Origin of the sequence: Nonomuraea sp. SYSU D8015 (assembly GCF_008065375.1) — a bacterium.
Lineage (GTDB): Bacteria > Actinomycetota > Actinomycetes > Streptosporangiales > Streptosporangiaceae > Nonomuraea.
The window spans coordinates 556439-574251 of the sequence record NZ_VJYI01000002.1; the positions used below are offsets into that span (position 1 = coordinate 556439).

At 69.9% G+C, this 17813-nt stretch carries 21 protein-coding genes and 1 riboswitch; of the genes, 9 read left to right on the top strand and 12 right to left on the bottom strand.

Annotation, left to right across the window (positions count from 1 at the left end; all coding sequences use genetic code 11):
• Positions 1-85: 85 nt before the first annotated feature.
• Positions 86-394 (top strand): hypothetical protein, encoded by a 309-nt coding sequence (locus ID574_RS11855; protein WP_223166606.1) that lies wholly within the window; start codon positions 86-88, stop codon positions 392-394.
• Here ID574_RS11855 and ID574_RS11860 read toward each other — a convergent pair.
• Positions 384-1499, bottom strand: coding sequence for a sensor histidine kinase (locus ID574_RS11860; protein WP_223166607.1), 1116 nt, complete (start codon positions 1497-1499; stop codon positions 384-386). The genes ID574_RS11855 and ID574_RS11860 overlap by 11 nt on opposite strands.
• Positions 1499-2197, bottom strand: coding sequence for a response regulator transcription factor (locus ID574_RS11865; protein WP_188188853.1), 699 nt, complete (start codon positions 2195-2197; stop codon positions 1499-1501). Before ID574_RS11865 ends, ID574_RS11860 begins: the two co-directional genes overlap by 1 nt.
• A gap of 94 nt (positions 2198-2291) precedes the next feature.
• Here ID574_RS11865 and ID574_RS11870 point away from each other — a divergent pair, with 94 nt between their 5' ends.
• From ID574_RS11870 to ID574_RS11880, 3 genes are all read left to right on the top strand, one after another.
• Positions 2292-2465, top strand: a complete 174-nt coding sequence (locus tag ID574_RS11870) for a hypothetical protein (protein WP_188189600.1) — start codon at positions 2292-2294, stop codon at positions 2463-2465.
• Positions 2462-2662, top strand: a complete 201-nt coding sequence (locus ID574_RS11875) for a DUF6412 domain-containing protein (RefSeq protein WP_188189601.1) — start codon at positions 2462-2464, stop codon at positions 2660-2662. Before ID574_RS11870 ends, ID574_RS11875 begins: the two co-directional genes overlap by 4 nt.
• 85 nt (positions 2663-2747) lie before the next feature.
• Positions 2748-3389, top strand: a complete 642-nt coding sequence (locus ID574_RS11880) for a YidC/Oxa1 family membrane protein insertase (RefSeq protein WP_188188854.1) — start codon at positions 2748-2750, stop codon at positions 3387-3389.
• Here ID574_RS11880 and ID574_RS11885 read toward each other — a convergent pair.
• Positions 3373-3804, bottom strand: coding sequence for an ATP-binding protein (locus ID574_RS11885; protein ID WP_223166608.1), 432 nt, complete (start codon positions 3802-3804; stop codon positions 3373-3375). The two genes, ID574_RS11880 and ID574_RS11885, sit on opposite strands and share 17 nt — an antisense overlap.
• Positions 3805-3946: 142 nt before the next feature.
• The gene (locus ID574_RS11890; RefSeq protein ID WP_188188856.1) at positions 3947-5815 is read right to left on the bottom strand and encodes an ATP-binding protein; all 1869 of its coding nucleotides are present in this window, start codon (positions 5813-5815) and stop codon (positions 3947-3949) included.
• 89 nt (positions 5816-5904) lie between these two features.
• Between ID574_RS11890 and ID574_RS11895 the strand changes: the two genes are divergently transcribed.
• Entirely contained in the window at positions 5905-6480 is a 576-nt protein-coding gene (locus ID574_RS11895) for a methylated-DNA--[protein]-cysteine S-methyltransferase (protein WP_188188857.1), read from the top strand.
• Here the strand turns inward: ID574_RS11895 and ID574_RS11900 are convergent.
• From ID574_RS11900 to ID574_RS11910, 3 genes are all read right to left on the bottom strand, one after another.
• The gene (locus ID574_RS11900) at positions 6443-7777 is read right to left on the bottom strand and encodes a purine-cytosine permease family protein (protein WP_188188858.1); all 1335 of its coding nucleotides are present in this window, start codon (positions 7775-7777) and stop codon (positions 6443-6445) included. The genes ID574_RS11895 and ID574_RS11900 overlap by 38 nt on opposite strands.
• A riboswitch (TPP riboswitch) is annotated at positions 7768-7881 on the bottom strand. Its footprint overlaps the gene before it by 10 nt.
• A 59-nt stretch (positions 7882-7940) precedes the next feature.
• Positions 7941-8264, bottom strand: a complete 324-nt coding sequence (locus tag ID574_RS11905) for a rhodanese-like domain-containing protein (RefSeq protein WP_188188859.1) — start codon at positions 8262-8264, stop codon at positions 7941-7943.
• Positions 8261-8698, bottom strand: coding sequence for a winged helix-turn-helix transcriptional regulator (locus ID574_RS11910; RefSeq protein WP_188188860.1), 438 nt, complete (start codon positions 8696-8698; stop codon positions 8261-8263). The genes ID574_RS11905 and ID574_RS11910 overlap by 4 nt, the downstream gene beginning before the upstream one ends.
• Before the next feature lie 76 nt (positions 8699-8774).
• Between ID574_RS11910 and ID574_RS11915 the strand changes: the two genes are divergently transcribed.
• Entirely contained in the window at positions 8775-10175 is a 1401-nt protein-coding gene (locus ID574_RS11915; RefSeq protein ID WP_188188861.1) for an MFS transporter, read from the top strand.
• Between the two features lies 1 nt (position 10176).
• Here the strand turns inward: ID574_RS11915 and ID574_RS11920 are convergent, their stop codons facing one another.
• Complete coding sequence (locus ID574_RS11920; protein WP_188188862.1) at positions 10177-11055, bottom strand: Fpg/Nei family DNA glycosylase; 879 nt, start codon at positions 11053-11055, stop codon at positions 10177-10179.
• 44 nt (positions 11056-11099) lie between these two features.
• Entirely contained in the window at positions 11100-11705 is a 606-nt protein-coding gene (locus ID574_RS11925) for a TenA family protein (RefSeq protein ID WP_188188863.1), read from the bottom strand.
• A gap of 23 nt (positions 11706-11728) precedes the next feature.
• Between ID574_RS11925 and ID574_RS11930 the strand changes: the two genes are divergently transcribed.
• Positions 11729-12373: a GOLPH3/VPS74 family protein gene (locus ID574_RS11930; RefSeq protein ID WP_188188864.1), complete on the top strand. Its 645-nt coding sequence runs from the start codon at positions 11729-11731 to the stop codon at positions 12371-12373.
• A 526-nt stretch (positions 12374-12899) separates the two neighbouring features.
• Here the strand turns inward: ID574_RS11930 and ID574_RS11935 are convergent.
• The 3 genes from ID574_RS11935 to ID574_RS11945 form a co-directional block, all read right to left on the bottom strand.
• Entirely contained in the window at positions 12900-13838 is a 939-nt protein-coding gene (locus ID574_RS11935; RefSeq protein ID WP_223166609.1) for an LCP family protein, read from the bottom strand.
• A 652-nt stretch (positions 13839-14490) separates the two neighbouring features.
• Positions 14491-14904 (bottom strand): hypothetical protein, encoded by a 414-nt coding sequence (locus tag ID574_RS11940; protein WP_188188865.1) that lies wholly within the window; start codon positions 14902-14904, stop codon positions 14491-14493.
• Entirely contained in the window at positions 14883-15110 is a 228-nt protein-coding gene (locus ID574_RS11945; RefSeq protein ID WP_188188866.1) for a hypothetical protein, read from the bottom strand. The genes ID574_RS11940 and ID574_RS11945 overlap by 22 nt, the downstream gene beginning before the upstream one ends.
• Positions 15111-15299: 189 nt before the next feature.
• Between ID574_RS11945 and ID574_RS11950 the strand changes: the two genes are divergently transcribed.
• A complete protein-coding gene (locus ID574_RS11950; protein ID WP_188188867.1) occupies positions 15300-16658 on the top strand; it encodes a hemolysin family protein in 1359 nt (452 codons plus the stop codon).
• A complete protein-coding gene (locus ID574_RS11955) occupies positions 16655-17668 on the top strand; it encodes a hemolysin family protein (RefSeq protein WP_188188868.1) in 1014 nt (337 codons plus the stop codon). Before ID574_RS11950 ends, ID574_RS11955 begins: the two co-directional genes overlap by 4 nt.
• Positions 17669-17813 lie beyond the last annotated feature (145 nt).

The window sequence follows — 17813 nt, forward strand, 5'->3', positions numbered from 1 at the left end:
GCTCCGAGAACGCCTGGAGTCCATCCTCATCCGCACGGAGAAGGCCACCTCATGGCATGACGAGGCAGGCCGGCTCCGTGGTCTGGTGAACCACGAGGGCTATGTCCCCATCCGCACCCGGCTGGCGACCGAAGACCTCGAATTCCTCGCCGGCGCCCGCGCCGAGCTGCTCAGCTTCGCCGAGCTCGGGCTCCGGCTGCTCGATCTCCACCAGCCGAGGGACGCGGGCGGCATCACCAGCGACGCCGCGCATCCGATCCTGCGGTGCCGGAGCTGCATGTGGCGCTGGCCATGCCCGACATTTCGCGCAATGTGGGAGTCGTTCGGCGCCCATCAGAACGCGAACCAGCCCAGCGGCGCGAAAGACGCGAAGAGCGCGGCGGTCAACCCCTGACCAGGGGGAGCCGGATCTCGAACCGGCACCCCGGCCCGTCGTTGACCACCTCGATCATCCCGTCGTGCGCTTCCACGATGCCCTGCGCGATGGCGAGCCCCAGCCCCGCGCCACCGTCAGCGGTGGGAGTACGCGCCGCCTCCCCCCGGAAAGCCACGTCGAACACCCGAGGCAGATCCTCCTCGGGAATCCCCCCGCAACAGTCCGTCACGGACAGGCACGCCATGCCCGCGTCCACCCCGGCCCGCAGCACCACGGTCCGGTCCGACGGCGTGTGCCGGATGGCGTTGACCACGAGGTTCCCGAGAGCCCGCCCCAGCGCCCCGGCGTCGGCCTCCACCGGCACGGGGTCCGCCGCCTCTGCCGTGAGCACCACGCCCTTGGCCCGGGCGAGCGGCTCGGCGCCCGCCAGCGTGTCGGCGACCAGGTCGGCGAGCCCGATCCTGGCCCGCGAGAGCCGCAGGGCCCCGGCGTGGATGCGCGACAGCTCGAACAGGTCGTCCACCATCGCGGACAGCCGCTCCACCTCCAGCTTGATCTGCCGGTGGTAGCGCGCCGTCGTCCGGGGGTCGGCCACCACCCCGTCCTCCAGCGCCTCGGCCATGGCACGCATCCCGGCCAGCGGTGTCCGGAGGTCGTGGCTCACCCAGGCGACGAGCTCGCGCCGCGCGCCCTCCAGGGCCTGCTCCCGCGCGTACGCCTCCTCCAGCGTGTTCGCGATCTCCTGCAACTCGGCGGGCAGCCCCTTGGGAGCCACGAAAGGCATGTTCCGCACGGCCGCCACGAGCCGCCTGCTCTCCTTCACCACCCGTTTGGCCAGCACGAACGCCACTCCCAGCCCCACCAGCCCGCCGACGGCCACCACGCTCAGCACGAAGTCCCTGACGACGCCCTCGAGGAGCATCTTCATGATGATCCCCACGATGCCGGCGAGGGTGGCGGCGATGGCGACCACCACGACCACGGCCATCATCACGCCGATGGATCGGGTGCGCAGCCACCACATCACCCCGATGCCCGCCAGCGCGACCAGCAGCCCGAGCCCGGCGGCGACGGCCACGACCATTGGCAGTTCGGAGGCGACCGGCGGCATCGCGAGCGCCATCAGGCGCCGCCGTCCAGAGGCTCGTACCGGTATCCGACCCCCCACACCGTGACGATCCTGCGCGGCGCCGTCGGATCCGGCTCGATCTTCTCCCGCAGCCGCCGCACGTGCACCGTCACCGTGGAGGAGTCGCCGAACGACCACCCCCACACCTGGTTCAGCAGCGCCGACCGGCTGAACGCCTGGCGCGGGTTCCGCATCAGGTACGCCAGCAGGTCGAACTCCCGCGCCGTCAGCATCACCTCGTCCCCGCGCAGCCGCACCTCATGAGCCCCCACGTCCACCATCAGCTCCCCGTCGCGCAGCACGCCGGTGCCGCCGGTGACGGAGGCGCCCCTGGCCCGCCGCAGTACGGACTGCACGCGCAGCGCCAGCTCGCGCGGGCTGAACGGCTTGGTCACGTAGTCGTCGGCACCCGTCTCCAGGCCGACCACCCGGTCGATCTCCTCGCCGAGCGCGGTCAGCATGATCACCGGCACCGGCCAGCGCTCCCTGAGCTTCCTGCACACCTGCAGCCCGTCGACCTTGGGCAACATCAGGTCGAGCACCATGAGGTCCGGCGGTCGCGCCAGCGCCCGGCGCAGCGCCTCGGCGCCGTCGCCGACGCATTCGACCTCGTGCCCGTCGCGCTCCAGATAGCGGGCGACGACCTCGGAGACTGTCGGGTCGTCATCGACCACCAGGATGCGCGTGTTCACCATTTCACGGTACGGCCGGACGTGGCCGAAGTGAGATGGACGTCATCGGTTCGTAAGCCTCGCGGATCATGCCGGGAGGACGTACGGTGGCTGCATGGGTAGAGTCGTGATGCTCGTCATAGGGACCTTGCTGGGTCTCTTCGTGGTTTTCAACTTCCTGCTGCCGCTGCTGGCAGGGTTGCTCAAGATCGCTCTGATCATCGGTGTGGTCGCTCTGCTCGTCTTCATCGCGGTCACCGTCGTGGGCAAGTCCTCTCGATCACATTGACGCTTTTCCTGCTCGATCCGTGGCTGGCCGGGATCACCATGGTGGCGATCCTGCTGCTGGCCACGTGGGCGGCCACGCTGCTGCCCGTCCTCAGCGGGGAGCCGGTCGGCTTTCCGCTGATTTACGCGCGCCGTACGGCGTTCCAGCGCCAGCGCGATCCTGACGCGGCCGGACGTCCGCGTCCACGAGCCCCTTAGGCACGCCCCGCTTCCCGAAGTTCCCGAAGCGGGGCTCGCCCGACGTGTGAGCCCTGATCCTCCTCCTTGATCGCTGGAAGGGCTCATGATCGATTCTCTTGTCACGTTCGTCATCGGCATGTCCGGGGGCAGTGCCGCCCTCGCGATCGTGTTGTTCACGGTGGCGGTGCGGCTTTTGCTGCTGCCGCTCAACGTCCGCCAGGCCCGTACGGTGAAGATCCGCGAGAGGCTCGCGCCCAAGCTCCGCGAGTTGCGCAAGCGCCATGCGCGCAATCCGGAGCGGCTGGCCAGGGAGACGAGCGCGTTGTTCGCCAAGGAGGGCAGCTCACCCTTCGCCGGGATCCTCCCGATGCTGGCGCAACTGCCGTTCATGTGGCTGATGTACCGGATGGCCACGCATCCGACCGCACTGGCCGGTCATGACCTGTTCGGGGCGCCTTTGGGGCAACAAGTCGCTGGAATCGTTGCCAATTACGGTCTTATAAGCGGACCAGTTTTGGTCTTCGTTCTGGTCATCCTCCTGGTCACAGCGGTGGCATGGCTGTCCGCAAAGCAAATCAAGGTGACCGAAGAGCAGCCGGAGCTCATGAGGAAGATCGTGAAGCTGCTGCCGTACGGCTCCGTGCTGGCCACGCTCGTGCTGCCGCTGGCGGCGGGCCTCTACCTGCTGGTGTCGACGGCGTGGGCGACCGGCGAGCGCGCCGTGCTGGCTAGCCGGCCTCTTTGAGGGTCGCGACCTGCCCGTTCATCGACGCTTTGGGGGCGGGCAGGATGGCCCACACCGTGGTCGTGTCCCCGTCGTGGCGTACTCCCCAGCTCTCCGCCACGTATTCCACGATGCCGAGCCCCCGGCCCCCGAGGGAGGACAGGGTCGGGCGGCCCGCTCGCGGCTCCGTGGCCGCGCCCCCGTCGCTCACCGCCACTTCGATGTGATCGTCACTTCGCAGCCAGGCCACCCGCACCATGCCGGACGGAAGCGGATGCGCGTGCCGCAGCGCGTTGCTCAGCAGCTCGCTCACCACCAGCACGGCATCGTCGATCGCTGCGGAAAAGACACCGCTTTCCTGCAGGTCAGTGCTCAGACGCTGGCGGGCGACGGCGACGCTGGACGGCGCGTACGGCAGCAGCACCACGCTTGACACACCCACCTCCCCGTTCCCTGTGCCCCCCGCGGGAACACTCCCCGGTACGACCGAAATGCCCCGCTACTCGGTCCCAGAAACCGCATCTCGATCACAGCTTGTACACATTGGACGATAGATCAGCGCAACCGTGACCACCTCGTTACCGCATCGGTGTGTCGGATCCGATAGTGGAAGCACGCCTCAGGACCAGCCGCATCCTGGTGCCTCCTTCCGGCCTCGGATGAGCGCTCACGTCTCCCCCCTGTGCTCTTGCGAGGCTGCGGACGATGTAGAGACCCAGCCCTACTCCACCAAACCTCCTCCGGTCGCCGCTGTCCACCTGGACGAACCTCTCAAAGATTCGCTCCCGGTCAGGAGGGGCGATTCCGACGCCCTCGTCGTCCACCACCACGACGACGTTGCCGTCCTCCGGCCAGGCCTCGACGCTGATGAGCCCGCCCTTCGGCGAGTACTTGAAGGCGTTCTCCAGCAGCTGCCCCAGGACGATGTCCGTGGCGAGCGCGTCGCCCATCACAGGCGGCAGACCGTCCTCGATAACGACCTCCACCCGGTGCTTGTCGGACAGCACGGGCAGCCCGAGCGTGGCCGCGTGGATGCGCTCGGCCAGATCGAACGCCTCGATCCGCACCTTGAGCTCGTCCGCCCCCGCCCGGGCGCCGAGCAGCAGGTGATCCATGAGCTGCCCCAGCGACCTGGCGCGCTCGGCGATGGTGTGGACGGCGGAGCGGCGCTCGGGGTCGCTCATCTTGTCCCAGCGTGAGTCCAGCGTGCTGGCGAACCCCCGCACGATCGTGATCGGCGTGCGCAGCTCGTGGCTGGTCGTGGCCAGGAACAGATCCTTGGCCTCCTCCAGCTCCTTGGCCGTGGTCACGTCGCGGAAGTCCACCACCACCTCGCCGGTCTCCTCGATCTGCGCGCTCACCACGTCCAGCCAGCGCCCGCTCTCCATCTGGAAGGTGAGCTTCTCCCCCGGCTTGGGCAGCGGGAACGGCGGCGGCCCGCCGACCACGGCCGCGGCGGGGAAGGCGGTGATCTCGGCGGCGGCGGGGTTCCACCGCACGACCCGGCCTGCCTCGTCGAGCACGGCGATCCCGTCGGCGCTGGCGTCGAACACGGCCTGCTCGTGCGCCCGCTGCCGCACCGCCTCCTGGTAGGCCACCGCGTTGCCGACGGCGATGCCGGCGTGCCCGGCCAGCAGCTCCAGCAGCTCCAGCTCCAGGTGCCCGGGCGAGCGCCGGGCGAACAACGCGTACAGGGCGCCGTACGGCCGCCCGCCGACGGCGGCCAGTCCCAGCGCGATCGTGTGCAGGCCGTCCAGCCGCGCCCACACGAGGTCGTCCAGCCCGCTGGATGCGAGCAGCACGGTCTTGCCGGTGCGTAACAGCCGGTCCACGAGGCTCGTCCGCAGGTCGGTGGTGGTGTCCCGGATGCCGTCCGGCAGCTGGTACGTGCTCACCAGCCGCAGCCGGTCACCCTCGATCAGCACGAACCCGCCGGCGTCCGCCCCCGTCAGCTCGGTGAGGCTGGCGGAGATCCGGTCGAGCACGGCCGACAGCTCCAAATCGGAGTTGATGTCGCCGACCACGTCGGTCAGCCTGCGCACGAGCCTGGCCCGGCGCGCCATGCGGTTCTTCGCGACCTCGTCGGTCCTGGCCAGGTGGTGGACGCAGACGTAGCCGGCCACGGCGCTGCCCAGCCGCAGCGCGCTGATGTCGACCCGCACGTCGAGGACGCTGCCGTCCCTGTGCAGACGCTTGGTGCGCAGCGACACCTGGCCGCCGGTGCGTACGCGCTCGAGCACGGCGTTGTGCTCGGCGGCCAGTTCCGCCGGCACGATCGGCGCCCGGCGCCCGAGCATCTCCTCGGCCGTCCACCCGAACAGCCGCTCGGCGGCGTCGTTCCAGACCAGCACGGTCAGGTCCCTGTCGACCGCCACGACGGCGTTGGGCGAGCTGGCGAGCACTGCGCGTGCGAGCTCGTCGTCACTACCGGCCCATTCGTCCCCCACTCCTCCATAGTGCCCGTGGCGCGGCGCGTCCGCCGGGCGATCCGTCCGATACGCTGCGGTCACGGCGATTTCTCGAGGGGTTGGGGCACATGACGAGCGGCGATCTGGATGCCCTGCTACGCGTGACCTCCAACACCTACCGGGGGGAGACGCCGCCGGACATCGCGTTCGGCACCTACGACGGCGCGGTGGGGCGGCTGGTGCTGGCCGTGACCGGCAAGGGCATCGCCGCCTGCTCCTTCGAGCCGGAGAACGACGTCTTCGAGCTCGTCTCGCGGCATGTGGGCACGTTCATCGGCCCCGATGCGCGCCGGCTCGACCCGGTGCGCAGGGAGCTGGACGCCTACTTCTCCGGCCGCCTGCGGACGTTCGCCACGCCCGTCAACCTGACGCTGGCCACGCCCTTCGCCCGTACGGTGCTGCAGAAGACGATGGCGGTCCCGTACGGCACGACCACGACGCTGGAGGAGATCGGCGCGAGCATCGGCCGGCCCCGCGCGCTGCGGGCGATCGGCAACGCGCTGGCCTCCAACCCCGTCTGCGTGATCGTGCCGTGCCACCGGGTGGTGCGCGAGGACGGCGCGCTCGGCGACTACGCGGGCGGCGCGGCCGCCAAGCAGCACCTGCTCAACGTCGAGCGGCGCGCCGCAGCAGCAGGCCGATGAGCAGCGTCACCAGGCCGGCCACCAAGGCCCCGCCGAGTGCGCCGTTCATCCACGGCTCCCGGGTGAAGCCGATGGCCTCGCGCGCCTGGATCCAGAACTGGCCCCACGCGTTCTCGGGGGATGTCGAGGCGGTCAGCCAGTAGGCGACGAAGCCGAGCGCCCACGGCACCAGCATCGGCCAGCGCGCGGGCGCGTCCTCGGCGGTGTTCCAGCGGTCGGAGCGGGCGAAGACGAAGTAGTCCACGGCGAGCACCGTGAACATCGGCACGAACACCGCGCCGATCACGCCCAGGAACGTCCCGTACGAGTTGACGTCCACGACCAGCGCGATCGCGATGGTGAACACGCCGATGGCGGTGGAGAAGACCCGCCGGTCCACGCGCGGCATCAGGTTCTGCAGCGACATGGTGGTCGAGTAGACGTTGGCGAAGGACTGGTCGGTCTCGCGCAGCACCAGGATCGCGAAGAACAGCGCGCCGAGCGGCGCCGCCACGAACGGGGCGAACACCGCCGTGGGGTCGGCCTCCACCGCGGCCGCCCCGGCGATGGCCACCGCGTACACGCCCAGGCCCAGGCAGGCGACCTGGGCCAGCGTGTAGCCGCCCACCACGCCGGCGAAGGCGGCCCTGCTGGACCTGGAGTGCCGGGCGAAGTCGGCGGCCATCGGCACCCACGACACCGACAGCGCGATCACGTAGTCCACGGCGGCGGGGAAGGCGGTCCAGGACCCGCCGGTGTGCGCGGGGGCCTCCGACACCAGGAACCAGGTGAACCAGATCATGGACACGATCACCGCGATGGTGACGTACCGCCTGATCAGGCGGACCGCGCCGAGCGGCCAGATCGTCAGCGCCGTGGTGAGCACGCCGGCCGCGATCACCCACACCGGGTACGGCACGCCGCCGAAGATCGCGGAGGCGGCCTTGGCGATCACCCAGAGCTCGAAGGCGCCCCAGCCGATCATCTGGACGATGTTCAGCACCGTGGGCACGTACGACGCCCTGGCGCCGAACAGCCCGCGGAGCAGCACCATCGAGGGCTGTCCCGTCTGGGTGCCGGGAATGGCGGACAGGCCCACCATGGACGTGCCGATCAGGCTCCCGACCACGGTGGCGGTGAGCGCGGCGACGAGGCTGAGCGGCGCGTTGCCGAGGGGGTTGAGCAGCCAGATGGCCCCGGAGAAGCCCAGGAGGCTGACGCCCAGATTGGCCCAGAGGGCCCCTTGATCGAGGACGCCCAGCGTCTTCGGCGGCGTTCCTTCGAGGGTCAGCGGAACTTCGTCGACGACATGCGTCATCGCACACTCCCTACGCCGGCATTACCCGGACAGGTTCAGGCGGTCGGCAGCGGATGGATAGCTGCCCTCTCAGCCCGGCACCCCGAGCTCCCGCGACGATCTGTAGTTTGCGCCCTCATGATGCCTCAATGACCGTCAAATGGCCATAGTGGGCGAATTACAGTCAGGCGACGAACGGCTGCTGTCCCGTCTCGCTGACCATCGGGCGGCGCGCGGCCTCCCACGACTGCATGCCGCCGCCGACGTTGACCGCGTCGCGCCCGAGGTGGTTGAGCCAGGCCGCGACCTGCAGCGACCGCCCGCCCACCCGGCAGACGACGTAGACCGTGCGGTCACCGGGCACCTCCTCGACCCGCTCCTGGATCTGGGTCATGGGGATGTGCACGGCGTCGGGCGCGTGGCCGGCGACCCACTCGTCCGCCTCGCGGACGTCGAGCAGGTAGGCATCGTCGGGAACGGCACTGGCCTCGATCTCAGGAACGGTCATGCCTCCATTGTCTCGCGCCTCTCGTCGTAGGCAGCACGCGCCGCGGCGATCTCCTCCTGGTGCTCCTCGGTCCAGGTGACCAGGGCCTTGATGGTCTGGTGGAGGGTACGGCCGAGCGGCGTCAGCGCGTAGTCGACCCTGGGCGGCACGACGGGGTGGACCGTACGGGACACCAGGCCGTCACGCTCCAGGTGGCGCAGGGTCACGCTGAGCATGCGCTGGCTGACGCCGTCGATCTCGCGACGCAGCTGGCTGAAGCGCAGGCTCTGGCAGTCGAGCAACGCGATGACCAGCAGCGACCACTTGTCCGCGATGCGGTCGAGTATCTGCCGGACCTCGCAGTCCTCCCGCGTGTCCCACTGACGCACGTCGTAGTCGTCGTCTTCCACGGTTCTCTCGCAGTAACTGAGTGCCCGCAAAGTGCCGTCTTCCATGACATTTCATGCTGGCCCAGGATGGTGACGGTTACAAGAGATAACCGACATCCCAATTCGTAACCGGGGGTTTCCCATGCCTGCCCGTTCCTGGGGCGTACTCGCCGTGCTCTGCGGCGCCATCTTTCTCGAGGGCATCGACGTGGCCATGCTCAACGTCGCTTTGCCGTCCATCAGGGCCGATCTCGGACTGTCCACGGGCATGCTGAGCGGGGTCGTGAGCGCGTACGTGCTCGGCTACGGCGGTTTCATGCTGCTCGGCGGCCGGGCGGCCGACCTGCTGGGCCGCCGCCGCATGTTCCTGCTCTGGCTCGCGGTGTTCCTCGTCTTCTCCGGGCTCGGCGGCTTCGCGGAAGAAGGCTGGGTCCTGCTCCTGGCGCGCTTCGTCACGGGCGTCGCGGCCGCCTTCATGACGCCGGCCGGCCTCTCGTTGATCACCACGACGTTCCCCGAGGGCAGGCTGCGCAACCGGGCCCTGCTGATCTACGCGGGGACGGCCGCGGGCGGCTTCGCGCTCGGGCTGGTGATCGGGGGTCTGCTGACGGCGTTCGGCTGGCGCTGGGTGTTCTTCGCGCCGGTGCTGATGTCGGCGGCGATCCTGCTCGCCGCGCTCCCTCTGCTCAAGGAGCCGGACGCGCAGCGGCCTCCGGCCCGGGGCTTCGACCTGGCGGGCGCCGCGAGCATCACGGGCGCGATGATGCTGCTGGTCTACGGCGTCGTACGCCTGGAGCACCCGGCCGACGGACTGCCGCTGACCCTCGCGGCCTTCGCCGGCGGGCTGGCGCTGCTGGGGGCGTTCGTCGCCATCGAGCGCCGCACCGCGAACCCCCTGGTCCGGCTGGGCATCTTCCGTTCCGGCTCGCTGGTGCGGGCCAACGTGATGGCCGCGCTGCTCACGGCCTCGTTCTTCGGCTTCCAGTTCCTGGTCACGCTCTACCTGCAGGAGCTGCGTGGCTGGTCCACCATCCAGACGGGCCTGGCGCTGCTGGCGGCCGCCGCCGACGTGGTCCTGGCCCCGACGCTCACCCCGTGGCTGGTCAACCGTTACGGCAACGCCAAGGTCGTCCTGGGCGGCCTGCTGTCGGGCCTGCTGGCGTACGCGTTGTTCCTGAACGTCGGCCTCGACTGGGCGTACGCGGCCATGCTGCCGTCGATGCTGCTGATCGGCCTGATGTTCGCCTTCGTGTACGGCCCGCTCACGATCGTGGCCACGGACGGCATCGCCGAGGAGGAGCAGGGCCTGGCCGGCGGGCTCATCAACTCCTCGTTCCAGTTCGGCGCTGCCCTCGGGCTGTCGGTCGTCACGGCGGTCAACGTGGCCGCCCTGGGCGCCGCCACGGGGCCGGAGGCGGGCCTGAGCGCGCTGCGTACGGCGCTGGTGGTGCCGGTCACGGCCACGCTCTTGGCCGCCATCGTCGCCACCGTCGGCCTCCGCGCCCGCTCCCGGGCCGAGGAGCGCGTGCCGGCCGGGGTGTGACCTACTTCAGGAGCCGGGACAGGCGGCGGTCGGCCAGCGGCTTGCCGCCTGTCTGGCAGGTGGGGCAGTACTGGAGCGAGGAGTCCGCGAACGACACCTCGCGGATCGTGTCACCGCATACGTCGCAGGGCTGCCCCGTCCGGTTGTGCACCCGCAGGCCCGACTTCTTCTCCGCCTTGAGGTCCTTGGCCGCCAGACCGTGCGCGCGTTCGACGGCGTCCCGGAGGGTGGTGACGATGGCCTCGTGCAGATCGGCGATCTGGGCGTCGGTCAGCGTCGCCGCGATCTTGAACGGGGACATCTTGGCCGCGTGCAGCACCTCGTCCGAGTAGGCGTTCCCGATGCCGGCGATGACCTTCTGGTCGCGGAGCAGGCCCTTGATCTGGGTGCGGTTGCCGCCCACGATGCGCTTGAGCGCGTCGACCGTGAAGGACTCGTCGAGAGGGTCGGGGCCGAGGGCTGCGACGCCGGGAACTTCGTCCGGATTTTTCGTGACATAGACGGCCAGGCGCTTCTGTGTGCCCGCCTCGGTGAGCTCGAACCCGGGCGCCAGGCCCTCGTCGTCGGGCGCCAGCCGCACCCGTACGGCGAGCGGCCCCTTCCCGGGCCGGACCGGCTTCGCGCCCGACAGATCGTCCCGCCACCGCAGCCACCCCGCGCGCGCCAGGTGAATGACCAGGTGCAGGCCGTCGCAGTCGAGGTCGAGGAACTTGCCGTGCCTCGCCACGCCGGTGACGGTCAGCCCGCCGAGCGCGGTGACCGGCGGGTCGAACGTCTTGAGCGCCTGGATGGCGACCACGTCGACGCCCAGGATGGTGCGGCCCACCGCCCGTTCGCGCAGGAAGTGCGTGAGAGACTCCACCTCGGGAAGTTCCGGCATGCCACCAGGGTACGCGCCCCACTCCGTCCACAGCCTGTGGACGACTACGGGACGTCCCAGAAGGCCAACTCGTGCGCCATCCCCTCGGCGAACAGCTCCTCCGCCCTCGCCGGATCGGGGGCGGCCTCGTCGATCATCTGCCCGATCCGCACGGTGAGCGCCGCGAAACCCGGGTCGGCGTAGGTGTCCACCCACGCCCGGTAGCGCGGCTCGGCCGGCGGGTCCTCCGCCAGGATCCGCCCGAGGCTCGAATACCCCCACATGCACGGGTAGAGCGCCGCCAGCCCTTCCCCGTAGGAGGCCGCGGACTCCAGCAGGAAGGCCGTGTACGCGGCGCACGCCGGCCCCTTCACCGCGCCCTCCAGATCGGCCCCGAACTCCGCCGACAACGACCGGTGCAGGCTCAGCTCGTCGTGGTACGTCGTGTGCGCCAGGTCCACCAGGTCGCCCAGATGCGCGTCGGGCGCCTGCCAGGCCAGCCGGGAGAACACCCGGACGTAGTCCAGCAGGAACAGGTAGTCCTGCTCCAACCACGACCGGAACACCGGCTCTGCCAGGTCGCCCCGGGCGATGCCCGCCACGGTGGGGTGCTCCAGCTGGGACTGGAGCAGCGGACGGCCGATGGTGTGCAACCTCTCCGAGATAGTCATGGCTGGGAGGTTAGTGTCGAAGCATGACTGTGACGATCGCCGAGGAACTCCTGCTGCTGGCCTACAACGAGCAGGGCAGACCGCTCGTCAATACGACACAGCTGGACCCGGCGCTGGCCGGCGTGCTCCTGGCCGAGCTCGCCGTCGAGGAACGGGTGGAGCTTTCGGACAAGAAGCTCAGGGTCAAGGACCCGGCACCGGTCGGCGACGCCGAGCTGGACGCCACGCTGGCCCGCATCGCCGCGGAGAGCAAGGAGCGCAAGCCTACGTGGTGGGTGCAGCGGCTCCAGTCCCACAAGGTGCGCAAGCGCCTGCTCGCCAAGCTGGCGGACGCCCGGGTGCTGAGCGAGGAACGGGGCAAGGTGCTGGGTGTCTTCCCCGTCACGCGCTGGCCGGAGGCGCATCCAGGGGTGGAGGCGGATGTCAGGGAGCGGGTGTCCGCCGTGCTGGCGGGCGTGGACCCGGACGCGCGCACGGCCGTCCTGATTGCGATCATGCATGCGGCCAAGCTGGACCGGAAGGCGTTTCCCGGGGCGAGCAAGGAGCGCATCAAGGAGATCGCCGAGGGCGCCTGGGCCGCCGACGCCGTCGCCAAGACCATCGCGGCCATCAACGCGGCCGCGACGGCCGGCGCCGCCTCCGCCACGATGGCCGCCGCCTCAAGCTGAGCCCTCGCCCTTGCTGACACCCGGGCTCTCCAGGCCCCCGCATGGACAACAGCACTCCGGCCAGGGGCCCTGTCGGGCCGCACAGGCCGACCGCAAGAGCGGGCCCACCGCGGGTGTGGGCGGCGGCTACGGGGGCCATCGCCAGCGGGGGCCGGCTGAGCCGACGTGCGTATTGCGCGGCGCGCAAAGCGGCGACGGGCAGCAACGCACCCGACACCCCGACGCACGAAGGCGCGCAGGCCCCTAAGCGGCCCGCCGACCGCCGTGCCCATTTGCCAGGAGGGCGCGCACGCCCGGAAGCGGCCCGCCGACCGCTGTTCCCGGTTGCCAGGGGGTTGCCGCCACGCCACAGAGCCCGTGAGCGCCCGCTGCGCCGCTGACCAGCGAACAGCCCCCGCGCCAGGCGAGCAGAGCCCACGCCGGGCTGCCGAGGCGGGCTCGGGCGGCGGGGTGCGGGCGCGGGCCGCCAAGGCTGCACGAGCGCGAGCAGCCTTGGTCGACGGGGAGGCTGGAAACAGCCCCCCGGTCAGTTGGCGTCGAGGATGCTCTTCGGGACCGGCTTGTCGTTCTTCAGGGCGTCGAAGAGACCCAGGGCCTTGTTGCGGTCCCACTTGACCGCCGAACCGCCACCGGCCACGATCTCGTTCCCGCCGAACGGCACCACCGTCGTCACCGGGCTGTCACCCATGGACAGTCCCAGCGAGAGCATGTCGAACACCCCCGTGCCACTGTCCACCTGGACGGCGTCGGTGGCGCTCATGGCCAGCGGAATGGACGTGAACGGGTTGATGAGCACCCCCGGGCTGGCCGCCTTCTTCACGACCGCCCCGAGGAACTGCCGCTGCCGCTTGGTCCGCTCGAAGTCGGGCAGCGCGCCGCCCTTGCGCGTGCGTACGTATCCGAGGGCCTGGGCCCCGTTGAGGATCTGCGTGCCCTTCTTCAGCTTGAGCCCCGCCTTGGGGTCGTCCACGTCGGCCCGCACATTGATCTCGACGCCGCCGACCGCGTCCACGATGTCCACGAACCCGGCGAACCCGATCTCCATGTAGTTGTCGATGCGCAGCCCGGTGGCCGACTCCACGGTGCGGGCCAGCAGCTTCGGCCCGCCGATCGCGTAGGCGGAGTTGAGCTTGTCGCGCCCCCTGCCGGGGATGGTGACCGCCGAGTCGCGGGGCAGGCTGACCAGCGTCGGCTTGTCGCTGCCCTCGGGGATGTGCAGCAGCATCATCGAGTCCGTACGCTGCCCGACGGCGCGTCCGGTGGCCAGCTTCTTGCGCTCGGCTGCCGACAGTCCCTTGCGGCTGTCGGAGCCGACCAGCAGCCAGTTGGTGCCCGGCGTGTCGGCGGGACGGCCCTCGTAGTCGTCGAGGACGCCGTCGATCCCGTTCAGCCGCGAGTCGATCCAGAAGATCATTCCCACGGCCGTCACCAGGAGCGCCACCAGCAGCGCGGCGACGATCTTCACGATCAGCCTGGCGGACGGCCGCTTGCGCGGGCCCCTCGGCCCTCTCGGCCCTCTCCGCGGAGGGCCCCCCTCACCGCCGCCCCTGGATCGCAGCGGTTTGATGGGGCTGTTGCCGGACCGGGCCCTGCCGTACACGCGCGAGCCGGCTCTCGGCGGCTCCCCCGGATGAGCGGTCTGCGGCGGCGGCTCGGGGATCTGGGAAGGGGCGGGAAGCTTGTGCGTGGGCGCCGATGCCCCGCTGGAAGGAACATGGTAGGCGGGCGCACCACCCGAGCGCAGGCCGTCGTTCTGCCGCGGAGGCAGCGGGCGCCCGTCGCCCGGCGAGCGCATGGCCCGCGTCCGGTCGTCCTCTGACACTTCGCCCCTCTTCCCTTCGGTATGCCATAGACGGTACGTCGAACGCCCCCAGCGTGCGGAGTCTCCCAAGGTCTCTCCATGGAAAATTACCGGGAGCCAACAGAGCGTAATGGAGATCACACCGGAGCCGGCCTTCCGTACCGGCGACAACACCCATGCGGTCACACCGGAACGATCAACCAAGCGACCGTTTCACTGGCATTGTCGGGAGTTCTCCTCACTCTCTCGGCCGCCCCGTCCGGGGCCGAATCCCCGCCGCCGACCGGCAGGACGACGTGAGCCTGCGGCTGGGGAGCTAATCCGCACCGCGGCCGCCGGGCTCCGAGTCGACGCTTCCGGCCACGGCCCCGAAATCCATCGCGATGGAGAGTTCTGAGCACGCCCGGCGGAGATTGGACAGGCAGAAATCGAATGCTCCGCCAGGCGTCAACTCCGCGATCTCCATTTCCACCGCCACTCTGCGATTTCCCCGCAAGGACGCCGGAAAATACGTCCGCAGACGTTCGCACAATTCCTCGTCCGGCACGGAGTCGTCCCGCCGATCGCGGATGTCGCCGTAAACGGAAACGCTCCATACGGTGTCCGGCCGGACGGCGGTCAGCGGGTCCAGCGGCGGCCGCAGGGGATCCTCCTGCACGTTCCTGATGCGGCACGTCATCCGCCGGCCGACCGGGACCCCGACGTCCGTCAGCACGCGCAGCAACGACATCCAGACCAGGTCGATCGTCTGTCCCCGGTGGATGCGCCGGCAGGCGGGAAATCCAGGCAGAGGAACCGCTTCACCGGGTCGAAGGTCTTCAGCCCGAACGCGAGCCCCGGCGTCGACGGGGCGGGGTGGGTGAGCACGGCGTCGCGCAGATCCTGCTCGTTCCAGTACGTCGCCGCCGCCTGGACGCAGACCCGTGGCTTCCACACGTGTCCACTTCACACCCGATCCGCCGGCGGCGCCAGCGCGGGTCTGATGGGGGGCCGTGCCGGAAACATAGTTGCCACCTGCTTCGTTACGGTAGGGATGACGTCTAGTGAAAGGATGATCGTGTCCGCTTCGGACCCGTGGAGTCTTCGCCCGTGCTGGGGCACGGGTTCCTCTGAGAGCTCACTACGGTGAGCGCCTATTTGGGGCTGCTGGCCCTGTTCCTCCTCACCGCCGCGACCGGTTACTTCGTCGCCCAGGAATTCGCCTTCGTCGCCGCCGACCGCGGCATCCTGCGTGAGCAGGCCGCCGCTGGTGACGCCGCCGCCGAGAAGGCGCTCCGGGTCACCTCGCGGCTCTCCTTCATGCTCTCCGGCGCCCAGCTGGGCATCACGGTCACGGCACTGCTCGTCGGGTTCCTGGCCGAGCCGGCGATCTCCGTGCTCGTCCGCCCCTGGCTGGAGGGCACCGGGATGCCCGACGCCGTGATCTCCGGGTTGTCCGTCGCGGCGGGCGTGTTCGTGGCGACGGTCGTCCAGATGGTCCTCGGCGAACTGTTCCCGAAGAACCTGGGCATCGCCAGGCCGGAGCCGGTGGCCAAGTTCCTGGCCGCCTCGACGCTGGTCTACCTGGCGGTCGTGGGCCCGGTCGTGCGCCTGTTCGACTCGGCCGCCACGCGCCTGCTCAGGTGGGTCGGCATCGAGCCCGTCGAGGAGGTGGAGCACGGCGCGACGCCGGAGGAGCTGTCCCGCATCATCGAGGAGTCGACCCGGGCGGGCGAATTGCCGCCCAGGCTGTCCGACCTCCTGGAGCGCGCTCTGGAGTTCGGCGACCGCACGGCGGAGGAGATCATGGTGCCCCGCCCGCGCGTGGTCGTGCTGCGCGGCTCGCAGCCCGTCTCCGACCTGCTCGAGGTCATGCGCGAGTGCGGCCACTCCCGCTATCCGGTGCTCGCCGACGACGGCGACGTGATCGGGGTGACCGGCGTGCGCGAGCTGCTCTCGTCCGGCGTGGACGAGGGCGAGATCGTCACGGTCACCCGCCCGGCGCTGCTGGTGCCCGACTCGCTGCCGCTTCCCTCCGTGCTGGACAGGATGCGTACGGCCAACGACGACATCGTCTGCGTCATGGACGAGTACGGCGGCCTGGCCGGCGTGATCACGATCGAGGACCTCGCGGAAGAGCTGGTCGGCGAGCTGCTCGACGAGAACGACCCCGAGCCGGTGAGCGCCGTCGAACGGCCCGGCGGCGTCTGGGAGGTGCCCGGCCGGCTCCGGCTGGACGAGGTCGAGCGCGCCACCGGCATCTCGCTGCCGGAGAGCGATGACTACGACACGCTCGCCGGCCTGGTCCTGGCCAGGCTGGGCAGAATGCCGGAACCGGGCGACACGGTGACCGTGCCGGTCACCCAGCCCACTGACGACCCGTTCGCGGAGGACGAGGCCGAGCAGGTCGCGCTTCTCACCGTGATGTCGCTGAACCGCCGCGTGCCCGAATGGGTGCGCCTGGCGCCGCGGCAGCACGCCCAGCCCGTGGAGGCGACGCGATGACACTGCTCCTCCTCAGCCTCGCGCTGCTGGCGCTCAACGCGTTGTTCGTGGCCGCCGAGTTCGCCTTCGTCTCCTCCAGACGCCACCGCCTGGAGGAGATCGCCGCAGGCGGCAACCGCCTCGTCAGGATCGCCGCCAGATCAGCGGTGGGGGGCGGCCGCCAGCTCTCCCTCATGCTGGCCGGCGCCCAGCTGGGCATCACCCTCTGCACCCTCGGCCTCGGCCAGGTGACGGAACCGGCCCTGGAACACGCCCTGGAGCCGGTTTTCGGGGCCATCGGCATCCCGGAGTCACTACGTCTCCCGATCGCCCTCACCATCGCCCTGGCGCTGGTGACGTTCCTCCACATGGTGATCGGCGAAATGGCCCCCAAGTCCTGGGCGCTGACGCACCCGGAGCGCGCAGCCCTCCTCCTCACCCTTCCGTTCAGGGCCTTCACGCACGTGATGCGCCCCTTGCTCTCGAGTCTGAACGCCCTGACCAACGGCATCCTCCGCCTCTTCGGCGTCCAGCCGAGAAACGAGCTGGCCACCACCCGCACCCCCCGCCAACTGGCCATGCTGGTAGGCGAGTCAGGCCGAATGGGCCTCCTCGACAGAGCCGAACACGACCTCCTGACGAGGGCCCTGCGCCTCCAGGCCGAGGGCATAGAGCGCCTGATGGTCCCCCTCACCAAGGCAGTGATGGTCTCCCCGGAAGCCACGGCCGAGGAAATCAGGGCGACAGCCGCGGAGAGCGCCCACCTCCGCCTCCTGGTAGGCGCTGACGACCAGGTAGTGGGTGCCCTACACGCAAGAGACGCCCTCCTGAACCCGAAGGGCAAGGCAGCAGACCTGACGCACCCACTGCCGAAGCTGCCCTGCGTGACCCAGGTCCCAGAAGCCGTGACAGCGTTGCAGGACGCAAGATCCCACCTGGCCCTGGTGACCAACCAATCAGGCACGGTCATAGGCATGGTGAGCCTCACTGACCTGCTGGGTGAACTCCTGGACACGAGAACGGCAATGTGACGTAAATCACATTAAAAGTATGGTCAAGCGATCAGAAAGTGATCTGCAAGCGAGGACTCCTACAGTCCTCCATCGGCACCATCCAAAAGCAAGTACGTCCCGGCTCTTGCGATCCGGGACGTACTTCGTCAAGGTGGGTCTGCCA